Below are 16,847 nucleotides of genomic sequence, written 5' to 3' on the forward strand. Positions count from 1 at the left end.
TGGACCCGATTTTAAATTTCTATAATTCAACCAGCTGATTAGCACTGAGAAAATAAAGAAACTTGTGGGTCACTGGTTGTTGCAAAATATGACTTAAAGCTTGACCATACAAATTGATTTGACCACGATAACGTTCCGTTAACTGGGATAAACGCTGAGTTGATTGCACTGACGAAATCGCATCAGTTTTATAATCAAACAAAGTGACCCCGTTAGGGCCAATTAAGTACCCATCCATAATACCATGAACCAGCAGATTTGAAACGCTGGGTTCGTCTGGCATTTCAAAAATTGCTTGCGCTGGTAACAACAGTGAAAACGGTACTTCGCGGAACACTTGATTCGCAGGATCTTGCAAGGCTTGGCCTAATGTGCTGGTAAAGAAATGCTGAACCTCAGTTAATTCAATTTTGGCAGCCACTGCTGCTTCCAGTAACCCTTGATCAATTAAGTTGTCCCGTAAAGCTGCTAAATAAGTTAAGGTCATTGGTTGCCGCAAATCAAGCCGTTGCAGCAATAAATGCGTGGCAGTCCCTATTTGCGCACCAGTCACTGCCTGCGCCGCCATTAAAAATTTTGGTTTAGGTAAATCATCATTCAAGTAACGCCCGCTGGCAACTTGTGGTGTCGCTTGTGCCGCACCAGTGGCTAAGGGCAGGAAACTAAGCTGAAATTGATCGGGATCAGTAAATGCCTGCTTAATTTCGGAGACTGATTGATAAGCTGTCGTTTGCGTCGCCGTTTGATAAGGATATTTAAAATTAAATAATTGTTCGATTGTTGCTTGGAGCTTAGTATCCACCGCGGATTTAGGGCCCTGAGCTGCAGTATTTGTTGGCACAGATGGCGCAGGTTGAATCAAATCAGCCAATTGATAAAGATGGATTAAGTAATTGGCTTGATTACGATGCAGTTGCTGTTCACTAGGAAGATCTGGTTCGTTATGAGAACCCACAATTTTTAAAGCTGGCGAACGTAAAACTGCTGGTAAAATCATTTGCAAAAAACTGTTCAGTTTTTCTGGCTGACGTAATCGTAATGGCAACAGAACTGCCGTCCAATCATCACCCTCGACTAACTGATCTTTGCTTAATTCGCGATCCCAATCACTTACTGCCCCAACTAATAAAAGTTTCTGCTTGGCACGTGTCATGGCAACATATAGTTTCCGCATTTCTTCGGCGATTAAAGCCTGTTGATGCTGACGGCGAACGAAACTGTTAATTAAAGTTGGATACTTCACGCGCTGGTCTAAATCCAAATATTTCGTACCCAGACCATATTTACCATCTAAAATCAATTTTCGTTGCGTTAAATCCAGCATATTAAAACGATGGTCTAAATCAAAAATAAATACGATGGGAAATTCCAATCCTTTACTGCCATGAATCGTCATTAATTGCACTGCATCTTGGTCAGTAGTTCCCACTTGAGCTTGCGCTAAATCTTGATCATGTTGCTGCATCTGCTCAATAAAGTCAATAAATTGTGAAAGACCTTTAAAACTTGTTTGTTCATAACTAAAGGCACGCTGATATAAGGCCTGTAGATTTAAAGAACGTTGCAACCCACCTGGCATCCCGCCAACGTAATCCAAATAACCGGTTGTTTGATAAATCTGCCAAATCAATTCCGCGATACTATGCTGCACGACATATTCACGCAAGGCTTGCAGTCGGTTGAGGATGGTTTGGACCTTTGCCAGTAGCTCGGGCGCAACCTTGTCAGTGGATAAGGTCACTTGTCGTAAAGCATAATAAAAGTTCCCAGTTTTAGTTAGGCTACGAACGGCGGCCAAGTCATTCTCATCAAAACCACCAATAGGTGAGCGTAACACCGTCACTAAGGGAATATCTTGTTCCGGATTATTGATCAAGCGTAATAAGGCTAGCATAATTTGAATTTCCGTAGTTTGGAAGAAATCATTGGCATCTTTTACAAAAATAGGAATTTGCAAAGTTTGAAATTGACTGACAATTTCTAGATTGTTTTGTCTTGTTGGCACCAAAATTGCAAAATCACGATATGTTGCCGGACGTTTTTGACCAGCCGCACCCTTGGCACCACGCTGATAAACTTGATAACCTTGGTCAACCAATTGTTTCAGACGAAGTCCCATTAGGCGAATCGTGGCTAACTTTTTGTCTTGACTGGCAGCTAATTCGTCATTAATCGCCTCAGACTGCTCACTGTCTATTGCAGAAGCACTCTTTTGATCATAAAGTAATAGTTCTGTAGTCGTTTCTAAGTCGGCAGGATAGTCTTGAGCCCCAGTGACCAATTGCGCATCCTGGTCATAATCCAACTCGGCAAAGTCATGATGCATAATCTGCTGGAAAATAAAATTGGTACTGTGGTTAATATTTGCGGTGGAACGAAAATTTTCTGCTAAAATAATTCGCTCGCCCGGTTGCTCAGTAAGCTTAAATTGTTGATATTTCTCAAGAAACTTACTCGGGTCGGCCTGGCGAAAGCCATAAATCGACTGTTTAACATCCCCGACCATAAATAAATTACCCGGCTGTCGTTGGGCAACTGCTTGCAAAATAGCCTCTTGCAACGGATTAATATCTTGATATTCATCAACTAACACTTCATGAAACTGGTGCTGATAATAATTGCGCACAGGTGCACCGGTTTCATCTTGCCATGTTAATAGTTGCCAAGTTAATTGTTCTAAATCGCTAAAATCTAGTGCTTTTAGTCGTTGTTTTTCGGCTTGGTAAGCAGTCATGAACTCTTGGGTGATTTTGGTCAAGGTTGCTAAAATCTGAGCCGTTTCCCGTTGGCCATGAATCAATAATTGTTCGTCAGCAAAGAAGAAATCATCGATTAAAGGTTGCTGGAACTCCTTCTTCAGACGCTCAAGTAATGTTTTCACCACTTGGCGCTGGGGCAATTCAGTTGCGTAAAGCTCTTTATTGGCCTTACTACGCCCCTTCAATTCAAACTGGGCCGGAAAAGTGAGCCCCGTGATAACGGTTTTAAAATCGCGATAGCTGGCGGCTGGTAACGCTAAACAAGTCTGAGTCAATTGTAAGTTCTGTTCAATTGTAGCTAGCAATTTCTCGCCATTGCTAATTCGCTCAGTAGCCGTGAGCAATTGGCGTAAAGTCGCTTGAATTTCTTGAACTTGGCCACGAAAATATGGTCGCAACCACCGCTGAAAATAACGATTATCAGTTAGTTGTTCACCGGTTTGGTAATCAGTGGCAATTCCTTGCAGCCAAGCTTCACCATTCGGCCGAGCCACAGCAAATTGATACAGTTGAAAAACTGTTTCGCCTAAGCCTTGGTCAGAACGATCGCTACCAAATTGATCAGCCAGCGCAAAGAAAGCTGAATCATCCATATCATAATAATGATCACGGATATTCTGCCAAACTTTTTCCATCAATAATTCGTGTTCAGTTTGATCAGTTAAGAGACGAAAACTTGGATCTAATTGCAAAACATAATAAAACTTGCGAATAACTTGTAAGCAAAAAGCATGCAGCGTGCTGATCTGGGCACTCCCAAGTAGATTTAGTTGTTGGCGTAAAAACTGAATTTGCTGAGGTTCAGTTGTGCTCGCTAATTGATTTTCAATTGCTTGGCGAATCCGGCCACGCATTTCTGCGGCCGCGGCATCAGTAAAAGTAACGACCAATAATTGATCAAGATTGACGCCGGACAAGATTTCCGTGATTATGCGTTCAACTAGTACGGTTGTTTTCCCAGAACCTGCTGATGCAGACACCAGGATGTCGTGACCATGATGAGTAATTGCGGCTTGTTGAGATGGTGTAAAATCAGTCATCCTGCTGTTCCTCCTGTAATTTAGTGAAAACATCTTTTTTATCTAAGCTAGTTAACTGGCGATAACGATTTTCTGGTAGCATCGCGTCAAACATCATAATGGTTTTAAAATCACTATATTGCAAACCAGTTTCTTTATTACTTAAGCGATATGGCGCCAAGCTTAATTTACCAGCGAAAATATCCGTCGCTGCTTGGCGCAACAAATGCTGGTTATGTTGCAGCAACTGTTCCAGTTCCGTGGGTGTGATACCTACATTATTGGTTGCCATTTTATAAGTTTGCTTGGATTTTAAATAATTAATGGGATATAACCAGGATTTTTGTTCAATTGCCTGCGGGTCGAGTGCGCCTAGGTAATCTGAACTAGCGTCACTATCGGCGGCATCAACTAGCAATCCTTGATAACGATGTTGATCAAGAATTTCCTGTAAGACATTCATCTGGCTTTGATATTTAACCGGGGTATCACCGATATGCAAGTAAAAGGCGCCAGCCGGTTGAGTTTGATTTAAATCTAATTGATGCAGGTTATTCGCCACACTTTGTAAATAGGTTAATAACTGCAATGATAGGCCATAATAAGCCAAAGTATAATCAAACTTCTTCTGGCCAGACTTGTAGTCAATCACTTGATAATATTGTTCTTGGCCAATTTTTGCGAGATCAATGCGATCGATTTTACCACGAACAGATAGTTTAGTTTGATTAGGCAGCGCAATTTCAATCCCAGTTAAGCCAGCTTGACCAGCAATGACCCCAAATTGCACTTCTGTTTTAAAGGGTTGAAAAATTGTATGTTTCGCCTGCTCATTAATTACCTGGGCCATAAAGGCACTGGTTTTCGTTAAACGACGGGCGTAATAATGCATTTGGCCGGGGCCATTAAGCATTTGATAAGGCGCACTTGCCAATAATTCGGTGGTGATTTGTTGATTGAGTGCAGTTAGCTGTTCCCCACTCAACTTAGCTAAATTCAGTTGTTGTTGCGCAATTATTTTAATGAAATGATCTAAATAATCATGGAAGAAAGTGCCAGTATCTGCGCTATTTAGTTGATAAAGTTGACGCGGACGTAATTTTAAGCCAAATTGAAGAAAGTATTCATACGGATTACGATAGTAGGTTTCTAACTGTGAGACGGAACTATATAAATGTTGACCGTAAAGGCCAGTCACATTTTCTGGGCTTAAATCAACAGGTTGATTACGATAGTTCAGGCTTGTTTGTAACCAACGATAAAACACTTGATCAGGTCCGCTTGTTAATCCAGCTACCACCCACTGCCATGGTGTTGGTAAAGTTTGCCCTTGATCTTGTAATTGTCGGGCTAACAGTAACACTTGTCCACTAACAGCGCGTTTTGAGGCAGCAAAACCTAATATTTCTTGAGCTTGATTAGCCGCAACCAAAGGCGGATATTCGCGCATCAAGGTGGGCTCCCCTAGCTTAAAATACTGCTGAATGCGTTGTACGTAAGGCGAAATCTCATTATTAGCGCCACTACTATCGGTGCTTGGGTAAGTGAAAATCAAACGTTCGCTACCACTGAAGAAGACCGTGCCATATTGCAAGGGCAAATCCACAGCACTTTCTGCCGTTGTTGGTTGTAACTGCGGGCCAGCGGTTTGGTCGGTCACTTGATTGATCAAGGCCCGTTCCTGATCGTCAATTAGTTGTTGTGCTTGCCGCTGTTGAGGCATATTTTCCCGCGTTGCACCTAAAACAATCGTGATTCGATGGTCCTGATTTTGAACCATCCCCATTTCTGAAATTAAAACAGCATCTAAGGTCGCGGGAATTTGGGCAAACTCCGTATTATCGAAACCGGCGTTGAGCAAATCTGTAAACAGTGATAAATCAAATGCGCGCTCACCCCAAACAGTCACATAATCATCGAGTAAATCAACGAAGGCTTGGTAAGTCTGTTGTGGACGCTGGGCTAACACCAGATTGTGGCTAGCAATACTGGCTTGTTCCCATTGCTGTAGCTGCCGCAAAACGCCCCAGTGTTCAAGAAATTGATAAAGTCCGGTCGCAAACTCACGACCAGTCGTTAAAGCTTTAACTTGTTGGCGCCATTGGCCTAAACTTTGAGCCACAAATTGGTGCAAACCTTCAATTGCGGCTAATTGATTTTGTTGTAAAGGCGTTAAGTCAACATCAGCAGCTGCGACTTTTTGATAGGGACCTTGAAAATGCCAAGGATTTGTCTTAAACCATTGTTCCGGCCGAATACCATAAGCAATCGCGTAATTCTCAAGTAAATCTAATTGTTCCCGAAAGTCCGCCGCCGTTAACGATTCTGGAAGCAATAATTCGGTTCGTAACCAAGCAAATAAGTCAGTTAGCTGAAAATTACCTTGACTGAGCTGCAATAATGAACGCATGAAAACGACAAAGGGATGATTAGCCATCGGTGTTTGTAAATCGTTAAAATAAGCAATGTCATTTTGGCGGAACAAAGCTTCGATGGTTGCTGTGTACTGCGACAAATCGTCAGCGACAACTAGAAAATCACGGAAACGATAATGCTGTAAGGCAACCAACTCACGAATATAATTAGCTACTGCACGTACTTCACTGGTTATTGAGGTTGCTTGCCAAACCTGAAGATTACCAGGATGAGCTAGCTTAGGTGCCTCAGGCAAAGTTGTGCCATTTGTTGAAGCAATCCAAAAATTCTCAACAGCAGCTAATTCGGGACTTAAACGTGACTTAGTTGCTGGCAAGCGTTCATCAGTTGCCAGCGCTGCAAAATCACTGACGCCTAATTGCGCTAAAGTTTGATAAGAACTATGAAAATAATAATTAGTGGCACTATTCTGATCTGTCATTGGTAGATAAAGCGTCAGGTAAATCTGTGCCTGTTGTTGGGCCAACGCCTTGATAAGCGTCAATTGTTGCTGGTTAAAGTGCGAAAAACCAGTTAAGTAGATGAAATACTGTTTAAATTGACGTTGTTTTACTTGGGCAATTAAATAAGCCAATAATTGTTCATTGGTGACAAAGTTTTGGCTGATTTCAGTTTGGTAATGATCATAAATAAACGTTAATTCTGCTAATTTAGCGGTCGTTGACGCAGGCACATCCTGCAAACCTAATTGTTGGGTGATCATGGTTAATTCGGCCACCGTAAAGTCGCCTTGGCTCAGTTCGGTCAATTGTTGTCCCAACTGTTCCAAGAAACCAACTCGCCGGCGTTCACCAAAGAAAATAGGCAGTTCGGTCTGATGCGCATTCAACAAATCACTCAGCAGCATTGCTTGTGTTGCGGCCGATAATTGTGGGCGATTATACATGGGATCATCCCGTAAGAAATACCATAGTAACCGTGAAAATGACAAAATTTGTAAGCGACTACTCGCAATCATGCCACTAGCACTAAGCTGGGGATCACTGGTGCCTAGCGCCGTCAGAATCTGAACTTCACTATTAAATTTAATGTGATTTGGCACTAAACAAATGAAATTAGCTTGAGGATTAGCCTGATAATCTTGGCCAATTTGCTGGTATAATTGTGCTCTAACATCATCCTGTTGGCGACCATAAATTACTTTCATTCAAGGACCACACCCTTCCATTGCTATTAAATATTTTAGCATAACTAGCACTTAAAACTGCCCCACTGCCAGTAAAATTAATCAAATTGCTAAGGATTATTTTGAAAACTACACAAAAGATTTCTAGGACAGTTTTCACAATTTAAGGTAAAATAAAAGTAAGTGGCACTGATTGGCAATTTTTACCCAGTCAGCTGCTAATAGTTCATAAAAGAGACGTGAAGTTATGAAGCAATTAACGACCACCGGTATTAGCCATGCAAAATTAATTTTGGTTGGCGAGCATGCTGTTGTTTATGGCACACCGGCAATTGCCATTCCATTACCAGAAATAACGGTGACTGTGCAAGCAACTGCAACAGGTAGTCTGACGACGGGCGCAACTCAAATAATGATTAATTCAGTTTTATATCATGGTGACTTGGCACTGGCACCAGAAGAACTGGCTAATTTGCAAGCGTTGTTAGCTGCCTTTTTTGATTACTGGCCGGCTGGCAGCCTACGCCCAGAAAAAATTTCATTGACAGTAACCAGTCAAATTCCATTTGAGCGTGGCATGGGTTCTTCTGCGGCAATTGCTATTGCAATTACCCGCGCCCTCCAAAAAATGCTACCTGAACCCTATTCGCCACAAATAATCGCAGCGATTATTGCCACTGAAGAAAAGGTGCAACATGGTAATCCTAGTGGTTTAGACGCGCTGGTTGTTGGGGCAAGTCAAGGGTACTATTTCTTGAAACAGCAGCAACCGCAGCCAATCACTTTGACCTTGCCAGGCTATTTATTGATTGTTGATAGTGGTCAAACCGGTCGCACTGGCGTGGCCATTAAACAAGTGGCAGCATTACGGCAGCAACGGCCACTTTTCTGGCAACAACAAATTGATCAAATCCAGCAATTGGTGCCACAAGTGCGGCAATTGTTAACGGCTGAAGAACAAACAACCGATTTAACAACGCGCCAACAGAAATTTGGCCAGTTGTTAGATCAAAACCAACTAGCATTACGGCAACTTGGCGTCAGTACGTTTGATTTAGATCAACAATTGGCGCAACTTAAAGCCGCTGGTGCTTTAGGTGCCAAACTGACTGGCGGTGGCCTTGGCGGCTGCAGCTTTGGTTATTTTAGTAACTATGCTCGTGCGCAGGCAGCCCAACAACAATTTCAACAAGCTGGTCTGACCACTTGGCTGACCGCGCTTAATTCAACAAAGGAGTCTGTTCATGACTAAAGCTCGTGCTTATACCAATATTGCCTTGATCAAGTATTGGGGCAAGCGCTCAACCTCGGCGATAATCCCGTACAACAATTCGATTTCGCTAACGTTAGACCAATTTTATACTGAAACAAGCGTGACTTTTACTGACCAAACGCTTGCACAAACAGCTGATCAGTTTTACTTTCAAAATAAGTGGCAGGCCCCGACCGCAAAAATGAGTCGGGTTTTAGACTTAATTCGACAAATGGCTGGTTTTAATCGGAGTGCCATTATTAAAAGCAAAAATTTTGTCCCAACCGCTGCTGGTCTTGCCTCATCAGCTTCAGCGTTTGCTGCTTTGGCTGCAGCTGGTAGTCAAGCAGCAGGGTTGACACTAACTAGTCGGCAATTGTCGATTCTGGCACGTCATGGTTCAGGTTCAGCTAGTCGCTCGATTTTAGGTGGTTTTGTTGAATGGCATGCAGGTACAGATGATCAGTCATCATATGCGACCAATTTATTAGATCCGGTTCCGTTCCCCATCGCAGTGATTGCGCTAGTGGTGAATGCTGCCCCCAAAAAAGTCTTATCAACAGTTGGTATGCAGCATTCTGTGGCCCATTCGCCTTTTTATCCTGCATGGGTACAAGCGGCGACCGCTTCATTAGCGCCAATGCGGGCTGCAATTGCCGCTGGTGATATTACCCAAATTGGCGCTTTAGCGGAAACGAATGCGATGCAAATGCATGCGACTACTTTAAGTGCTGACCCACCTTTTACTTATTTTTCCCCGGGAACTTTAGCCATTTGGCAATTTGTTCAGGAAATTCGTACGAAAGGGTTAAGTTGTTATTTAACCCTTGACGCCGGACCGAACCCTAAACTAATATGTGCTAGGCAAGATGTTGACCAAATTATGACACAACTTCATCAAGTTTTACCAAACTTAGCTGGCACCGTCTGTCAACCAGGGCCAGCTGTTCAAATAATTGATTAATCGTAGAAAGGTCGAATTTATTAAATGATTACCGTCAAAGCGCCAGGAAAACTTTATATTGCTGGCGAATACGCTGTTTTGGAACCCGGACATCCGGCGATTATTGTTGCTTTAGATCGCTTTATCACGGTTTCTGTTTCAGAGGCGACTTTACAAGGCACTATTAATTCACGACAATACGCGGAAACTGATTTCCATTGGCGGCGCAGTGGCGATCAAATGATTTTTGATAATCGTGATAATCCCTATCATTATATTCTAGAAGCGATTAGAGTCGTTGAAACACTGGCACTCGAAATGGGGCGTCCCCTAAAGATTTACGATTTGGATATTAATAGTCAGCTTGAAGACCAAGGTGGCCGCAAATATGGCTTAGGAAGTTCGGCTGCGGTGACAGTTGCCACAGTCAAGGCACTTTGTCAGTTTTATGAACTGCCCTTGAGTCGGATGGACTTCTTTAAACTGGCCGCAATTGCTCATTTTAATGTGCAGGGAAATGGCTCGCTTGGCGATATTGCCGCTAGTGTTTTCGGTGGCTGGATTGCCTATAGTACTTTTGATAAGGATTGGTTACGGACAGTTTTACAAACCAATACTTTTGGCGAAATTCTTGCCAGCGAATGGCCTGGCCTAAAAATTGAACTATTACATGTTCCCAATGAACTGGAGCTATTAATTGGCTGGACCGGTTCGCCCGCTTCGACTAGTAGGCTCGTCGACAAAATCACGATTGCTAAATTTGCTGAGCATGAGCAATATCAGCATTTTCTCGCGGAAAGTCAAAAATGCGTTCAAAAGATGATCAACGGTATTCGCAATCACCACCTCCCAATTGTTAAAGCCGAGATTAGACATAACCGGCAATTGATCAAAGATTTAGGCTTTTTCTCAGGGGTTACCATTGAAACTCCGGCCCTACAAGAACTTTGTCGGATTGCTGAGGATTGTGGTGGCGCAGCCAAATCTTCCGGTGCTGGCGGTGGTGACTGTGGCATTGTCCTAACAGATCATACCGTTGATCAAGCACGCTTAATTTCTGCCTGGAACCAACAACAAATTACTACCCTGCCCTTATCCGTCTTCCAATTAACTGAGGCCAGTGTATGACAATGAATCCGGCAGAACTGCAAGCTCAGCGCAAACGCGCTCACATGGCAATTGCTGAGAAATTCTATCGCGCCCATCCGCAAGGAAATGCTGATTTTCAGCAAGTGCGCTTATTACACCCAGAATTTCCCGAATTGAAATTAACTGAAATAAATTTAAAGTCGACGCTATTTGGCAAGCCAGTTAGCGCGCCTTTTTATATTAATGCGATGACTGGGGGTACGCGGACAGCCCAACAGGTCAATCAAAAATTAGCACAATTAGCGGCCCACTTTGGTATGCCAATGGCGGTAGGTTCTATGAGTATTTTAAAAAGCTCACCAGCAGCTGCAGCAAGTTTTCAAGTTGTTCGCCAAGAAAATCCGCAAGGCTTAATTTTCGCTAATCTAGGGGCCAATCATCCAGTAAAATTTGCGCAAGAAATGATTCAATTACTGCAAGCCGATGCTTTACAAATTCATCTTAACGCGCCACAAGAATTTGCGATGGCCGAAGGTGATCAAGATTTTCATTGGTTTAAGAATTTTAAACGGCTCCAAGCTCAAATTGGTCCAGTGACGCCGTTAATTGCTAAAGAAGTTGGCTTTGGCATGAGCAGTTCAAGCATTCATCAATTGTTAAGCCTTGATGTGGCAGGAATTGATTTATCTGGTGCAAGTAGCACCGACTTCATTGCAATAGAAAATGAACGCCGTTCGCAACGGCTAGTGGCAGATTATCGCGACTTTGGTCTATCTATTGTTGAAAGCCTTTTGAGTTACTTAAATACCCAGCAAATTGAACCGCAAAATGGCCAAACAACTATTTTTGCAAGTGGCGGCATTCGTACCCCCTGGGAAGCAGCCAAAGCTTTCAGCTTGGGGGCAGATTATGTGGGCATGTCGGCCTACTTCCTGCATCTGGCACTTCATCATGATCTTAACGAAATGATTCAAATCTTTGACCAATGGCTGACTGAGTTTAAAGGGATTCTATTAATGTTTGGTTGCCAGACGCCGTGGTCTCTACGTCAGGTTGATTTGATTCTGGGTTCTGATTTATTAAACTTTGTGCAACAAATTGGCTTTGATTGGCCGCAGTACTTGGCAACGCGCCGTTAACTAACCTTAGCTAATGATTATCCAATCGAATAAGTGGCTCCTAAACCCTGCCCTACCTATTATCTTTGTCAGTCCTAACAGCAACGATAAAGGCAGTGAAAATTTAGCAAAATTAAAATCAGAAAACTAAACGGCCCCAGTTCATGTTGAAAGGCGGTTGGCTAGTGGGCATCAATCTAAAACACCGATCAATTCTTCTAACGAATTGATCGGTGTTTTAGCGTTAAGCTGAATCGGATACCTTTTGAGAACAGATTTCAACAGTTCCAACTCATTTTATTCTGTTAAAATAACTCATGCCACAGTTATAATCTTTGAGTTTATTAGCATTCAGTTTTATGAAATGCAAAGCCTAGCGCCGAAAATTCTTAGGGTAAAAGTTCTTCAACGTATGATTGGTCAAATATCCCCAGCTAAATGGCTGTTGCTGATAGCAGACGGCATACCAACCTTTGCCAGCCATTTCCGGGAAAGATAAAGTCTCACCATGACGATAATGTTGGTAGTCACTTTCCGTTAAATCGATAACGTTTTTAAACGCAGACCGAGGGAGACTCATTAATAAGGCATGATTGGGAACAAATCTATTTTTAAGCCCGGCCCCTAACCATAAACCGCGCCGAACAAATCGTAGTTGTGGTTGAACCAACAAAGCTGTAGGCATTGCAAAAAGCTGTTCTTTTCGACTAACAATAGTTGCTGTGGTCAAACCTGCAGGTAGTTGCTTCAAGGTTGCCTGCTGAAAGGCTTGCCATTGAGCTAATTGTGCTGAAGTCGGACCAGTAGTTGAACGACCCTTATGATGATTGGGGCGTTGTTTTCCGCGTACTATTTCAGCTGTTTCTTGCCGAGTGTTATGAGTGTTAGTTACAGCTGACTTTGCCACCAATTTTGCCATAAAATGCCCTTCCCCCCGCACTGATTGCGGCCAGAAACGCACTGTTTTACTAAGTTGCGGATTTTGATGGCCCCATTCAGGACGACCAGCAGCGGCCAACTCCCAGCCACTGCCAGTAGGTGCCACCACTTCAAAATTAGGTGCTTGTTGCAGCAACCAATCAATATTCTCTTCGTCTTCTTCCGGGGCAAAAGTACAGGTTGAATAAACTAAGGTCCCATTGGGTGCTAATAAGGCTAAGGCACTTAAAAGGATTTGACGTTGGCGTTGTTGACATTGTTTGGGATAAGCCGCTGACCAATAATCAATTGCTTGGGGATCTTTACGAAACATCCCTTCACCAGAACAAGGAGCGTCCACAACAATCACATCAAAGAAATGTGGTAATAACTGGGCCAATTGATCGGGCGCATAATTTGTGACCACAGTATTACTGTAACCAAAGCGTTCCACATTTTCTGATAACACTTTGGCCCGCTGGCGATCGATTTCATTAGCAACTAACAAACCAGTTTCGTTCAAAATGCTGGCTAATTGCGTGGTTTTTCCACCTGGCGCTGCGCATAAATCCAGCACGCGACTATTGGCCGCTGGATTCGCTAATGCGGCCACAGCTTGAGCACTAGGTTCTTGGCTATATAAATCACCTGCCAATTGGGCGATATCATCACCTGGAACTTGACCGTAAAATCCCCAGTGACTCCAAGGAATTGCTGAATAGTTTTGTTGAAATCGTTGCTGCAGTTCTGGTTGGGCAGCGATTTTTTTCGGATTAAGACGAAACCCCTTAACGGCTGGTTCTTGTAAGCTGGCCAAGAAGGCTGTGCTTTCCGCTCCCAATAAGGTTTGATATTTGGTTTGAAAATCTTGTGGTAACTTCATTCTTGTTTTTGCTCCTGATAAAGAATTCGGGCGGCCTTTTTTAACTTAGCATAGTGACGTGAGTTAGTCATATATAAGTAACTAATAATGATGGTTAAAGCATCGAAAATTCCAACTAAACCAGCAATTATCGGTAAATGACTAACTTGGAAGACTTGCCAACCAACTAGAAGACCGGCGATGGTACTCAATAAGACATTTAAGGCGATTTCACCAATTAATTTCAGTGTTAACTGGTCTCGTAAAAATCCACCTAACTGAAAACGACGACCTGAAACTAAAATCAAGTATACCAACGCCCAAGTAATAATGACCATAAAAGTAAAAATCAAAATGACTTGCGTCAATAAAATACCGGATCGTTCAAACCAACCTTGACGTTCCCGTTTAACAGTTGAACTATCAATTAAACGTGTGGCTGTGCTGGCTTGGAACATCTTTAGAATTTGCTTAGTATGGGCAGTATTCAATGTTACTGGGTCATAGACAATTCGGAAAGAACTAGTCAATAGGTTTTGATCTGGCTGTTCTGGTGATAATGAAATGAAAGTATGGTCGTTGATTGCTGATGTTTGTGCGGTGCCAACCGTGCCAATAACCGCTAAGTATTGTTGCTGATATTGATAATACATTTGTGATTGGGGCTGATAAGTATTCTCTATCTGGTTCTTACCCAGCACGACAAATGGCACTTCTGATTGATAATCATTTGTATTAAAAGTCCGACCACTTAAAACTGGTAAATTTTCATTTGTCTTCCCTTTGGCATAAACGTAGGAGAAATTTGGATTATCTTTAGCGATAAATTGAATCTGAAAGTTAGTCAATTTACTGGCAGCTAAGCTCTTGATTAGTGGCTCCACGGCCATTTTTTTATGCTGGTTAATTTGTAAGCTATTCTCTGATAACCCGTTACGATTTAATTGACTAATACTATTACGTTGTTCGTCTTGTTGAAAGCATAAAACCAGTAAGCCAGTTAAGACGGCTAACAATAAATCCAAAAAAATTTTCCGTTTCATTTTTGATCGCGACCACCTTTCGCAGTTGCTCGATATAAATAAATTGCTTCCTGAACACCATCACTAGTTGCCGGTAAGTATCGTCGCAGTTGCAACATTTGGGCTGAAAATTGCGCCGGTTCAGTTCGCCAAAATAATTCACTATTGGTCACGCCAAACTTTTCACCAATAACAATTAAATCAGGCTGATTGGGCAAGGCAGCGATTTGCTGACGTAATACCCAGTCAATTGGATCATTATTGGGGCTCCAAGCGAGAATAATTGCGTCTACTTGCGGACCAATTTGCTGAACTGCTTCCTGAGCAGTTAGCTTTTGAACTGGAAAGAAAAGCTGGCGTCCCGTTTGATTTTCTTGTTGCCAAGTCAAACTATCGGTAGCAATCACGGCTTGACCTCGTGCTGTTAACCCCCGAGCTAGACGACCATCACCTGCCATTAATTCCAAATAACGACGAAACGGCCAGTGTTTAGTCCAAACTCGCAGTGCTTGTTGTGAGATCAAGGTCCACTGACCATAATGATATTGCAAATACTTACGACAATTTCGTAATAAGTGCTGGCATTGTTGATAATCACGCTGAATTTGTTCAGGGCAAATCTGTTGTTGCGCGCCTAATCGCAAGAATTCCCACCAGTCATCATCAGTTAGTTGTAATGGGGGCAAAGGCCGTGATAGCAGTTGTCCTGCAGCTAGCTCATGGCAAGCACGTTGAATCTCTGCTAATTGGGTTTGTAAACTAATATTTGTTTGATACGGTTGACTCGCTTGACGCAATTGTTTCAAATAATCCATATTTTTTTCCTTAAAGTGTTAGCTAGCTTTTGAAAACTAGACTGTTAATTTGATCTGATTAAAGTTAGAATGGAATTGAGCGTTAAATAAAACGGATACAAAATGATAAGGATGCGAAATAAATGACGATTTCATATCTAACTTGCCAAGATTTAACTCCAGTAACACCCGCTGTTGCTTGGGCAACGACTGCTAATTCACCTGCAATTGCGGCGACTAACATTGCCCCATTAGCACCTGAAATTCAGCAGGGCACTGACGTTGACTTGCTCAGTGCTGTGCTCACCACATTCCAACCTGATTTAACATCTGAACAGGCTAAGACAATTGCTGCGGCCAGTTTGGCCGAGGTATTCTCGGCTAAAGCTCACCTGTCAATTACTTCAACTGATACTTCACTGAAGATTGCTGAACTGTATCATCAGCCAACGATGACTGATCGCGATTTAGCGGCTAGTCTTTATTTCAAATTATTTGCTTTACAGCAGCAACTGAATCATGATCAAACTGAACCCATTTTTCTGGCAAATGACCCAGCATTATTGATCAGTCTGGCTCATTTCTTACCAGAAACTGCTCGCTTGGTTGGTTTCTTTGCCCCCGAACAAGTTCATGGCTTACAACGTCAGCAGTTAGCAGCTGCTTTGGACAAGCCCCTAGTTAAGCTCTACCAGTTAGAGGAGCCAATCACCGCGCAAGAGCTTGAGCTGACTGTTAATAAACCTCATTTTCAAGAGTTAGCAGCGACCAATCAAGAACAATTAATTGTATTGGATAATTGCCAGTTCAGTCTGCTAATGGGCCAAATTTTCAATCTGCTCAAAGTCAGCCTAGCAGCCACATCCGCTACAGAAATTGTGACGACCACTCATGATTTTAGCAATGTTTTAGCGGCCTATTATTCCCAACAACTTGGCGCACCAATTAGTGGTGTCACAGTGGCTTTAAAGCAAATGACGCCAGTGGCTCGATTCTTTGAAAATGGCGAACCAATGCTAACCTCTGTTGCTGCCGTTAACTTACAACGTCTATTAGTTGGACTGACTGGCCAAGCCAGCCCTGTATTAACAGCTACTGAGATTCAGGATCAGTTAGTTGACTTTCTGACGATTAAAGTCGTTGATCAAGAAGCGGCCTTACCTGAGATTCGACAGGCTCAATCCCGACAACAAATTACCGTCGGTCCTGAGGCGGCGTTAGCTTTAGCAGTTGCCGCTGATTCTGAACAACCACAACTAGTTTTGGCGCCAGCTGACCCCTATTTAACACCTGATGTTGTGTTGGCGGGGATTACTAATCATCCCACTGATAAACGGGACTTTGAAGCCGCACAAATTTTACGGCAAGTCATTGCTGCGCCAATGCCCCGAATGATTACTCACTTGAAAAGTCAGCAGATCCAAGAATTTCAAGCTTTCTCCCACGCACAAATTGCTGACGAATTGGCAGCTTGGTTAGATCAATAAGCCAATAACGATTTGAAGAAAC

At 42.7% G+C, this 16,847-nt stretch carries 10 protein-coding genes; 5 read left to right on the top strand and 5 right to left on the bottom strand.

The window, feature by feature from the left end; genetic code table 11:
* Positions 1-19: 19 nt before the first annotated feature.
* Positions 20-3,799, bottom strand: coding sequence for a helicase-exonuclease AddAB subunit AddA (gene addA, locus EKM81_RS06445; protein ID WP_164509236.1), 3,780 nt, complete (start codon positions 3,797-3,799; stop codon positions 20-22).
* Positions 3,792-7,361 (bottom strand): PD-(D/E)XK nuclease family protein, encoded by a 3,570-nt coding sequence (locus EKM81_RS06450; RefSeq protein ID WP_125650032.1) that lies wholly within the window; start codon positions 7,359-7,361, stop codon positions 3,792-3,794. The genes addA and EKM81_RS06450 overlap by 8 nt, the downstream gene beginning before the upstream one ends.
* Positions 7,362-7,587: 226 nt before the next feature.
* Here EKM81_RS06450 and mvk point away from each other — a divergent pair, with 226 nt between their 5' ends.
* From mvk to fni, 4 genes are read left to right on the top strand one after another with little or no spacing between them, the layout of a single operon-like run.
* Positions 7,588-8,592, top strand: coding sequence for a mevalonate kinase (mvk, locus tag EKM81_RS06455; RefSeq protein WP_125650034.1), 1,005 nt, complete (start codon positions 7,588-7,590; stop codon positions 8,590-8,592).
* A complete protein-coding gene (gene mvaD / locus EKM81_RS06460; protein ID WP_125650036.1) occupies positions 8,585-9,556 on the top strand; it encodes a diphosphomevalonate decarboxylase in 972 nt (323 codons plus the stop codon). The genes mvk and mvaD overlap by 8 nt, the downstream gene beginning before the upstream one ends.
* A 24-nt stretch (positions 9,557-9,580) precedes the next feature.
* Positions 9,581-10,663, top strand: a complete 1,083-nt coding sequence (locus tag EKM81_RS06465) for a phosphomevalonate kinase (RefSeq protein WP_125650037.1) — start codon at positions 9,581-9,583, stop codon at positions 10,661-10,663.
* Positions 10,660-11,763: a type 2 isopentenyl-diphosphate Delta-isomerase gene (gene fni / locus EKM81_RS06470; RefSeq protein ID WP_125650039.1), complete on the top strand. Its 1,104-nt coding sequence runs from the start codon at positions 10,660-10,662 to the stop codon at positions 11,761-11,763. Before EKM81_RS06465 ends, fni begins: the two co-directional genes overlap by 4 nt.
* 352 nt (positions 11,764-12,115) lie before the next feature.
* Here fni and EKM81_RS06475 read toward each other — a convergent pair whose 3' ends face one another.
* Genes EKM81_RS06475 through EKM81_RS06485 form a run of 3 tightly spaced genes read right to left on the bottom strand, consistent with a single transcriptional unit; the run spans position 12,116 to position 15,359 of the window.
* Positions 12,116-13,543: an RsmF rRNA methyltransferase first C-terminal domain-containing protein gene (locus EKM81_RS06475; protein WP_125650041.1), complete on the bottom strand. Its 1,428-nt coding sequence runs from the start codon at positions 13,541-13,543 to the stop codon at positions 12,116-12,118.
* The gene (locus EKM81_RS06480) at positions 13,540-14,565 is read right to left on the bottom strand and encodes a hypothetical protein (RefSeq protein ID WP_125650043.1); all 1,026 of its coding nucleotides are present in this window, start codon (positions 14,563-14,565) and stop codon (positions 13,540-13,542) included. The genes EKM81_RS06475 and EKM81_RS06480 overlap by 4 nt, the downstream gene beginning before the upstream one ends.
* Positions 14,562-15,359: a hypothetical protein gene (locus tag EKM81_RS06485; protein ID WP_125650045.1), complete on the bottom strand. Its 798-nt coding sequence runs from the start codon at positions 15,357-15,359 to the stop codon at positions 14,562-14,564. Before EKM81_RS06485 ends, EKM81_RS06480 begins: the two co-directional genes overlap by 4 nt.
* A 122-nt stretch (positions 15,360-15,481) precedes the next feature.
* Here EKM81_RS06485 and EKM81_RS06490 point away from each other — a divergent pair, with 122 nt between their 5' ends.
* Complete coding sequence (locus EKM81_RS06490) at positions 15,482-16,825, top strand: PALP domain-containing protein (protein WP_125650047.1); 1,344 nt, start codon at positions 15,482-15,484, stop codon at positions 16,823-16,825.
* Positions 16,826-16,847 lie beyond the last annotated feature (22 nt).

Source organism: Lapidilactobacillus gannanensis, from assembly GCF_003946675.1.
GTDB lineage: Bacteria > Bacillota > Bacilli > Lactobacillales > Lactobacillaceae > Lapidilactobacillus > Lapidilactobacillus gannanensis.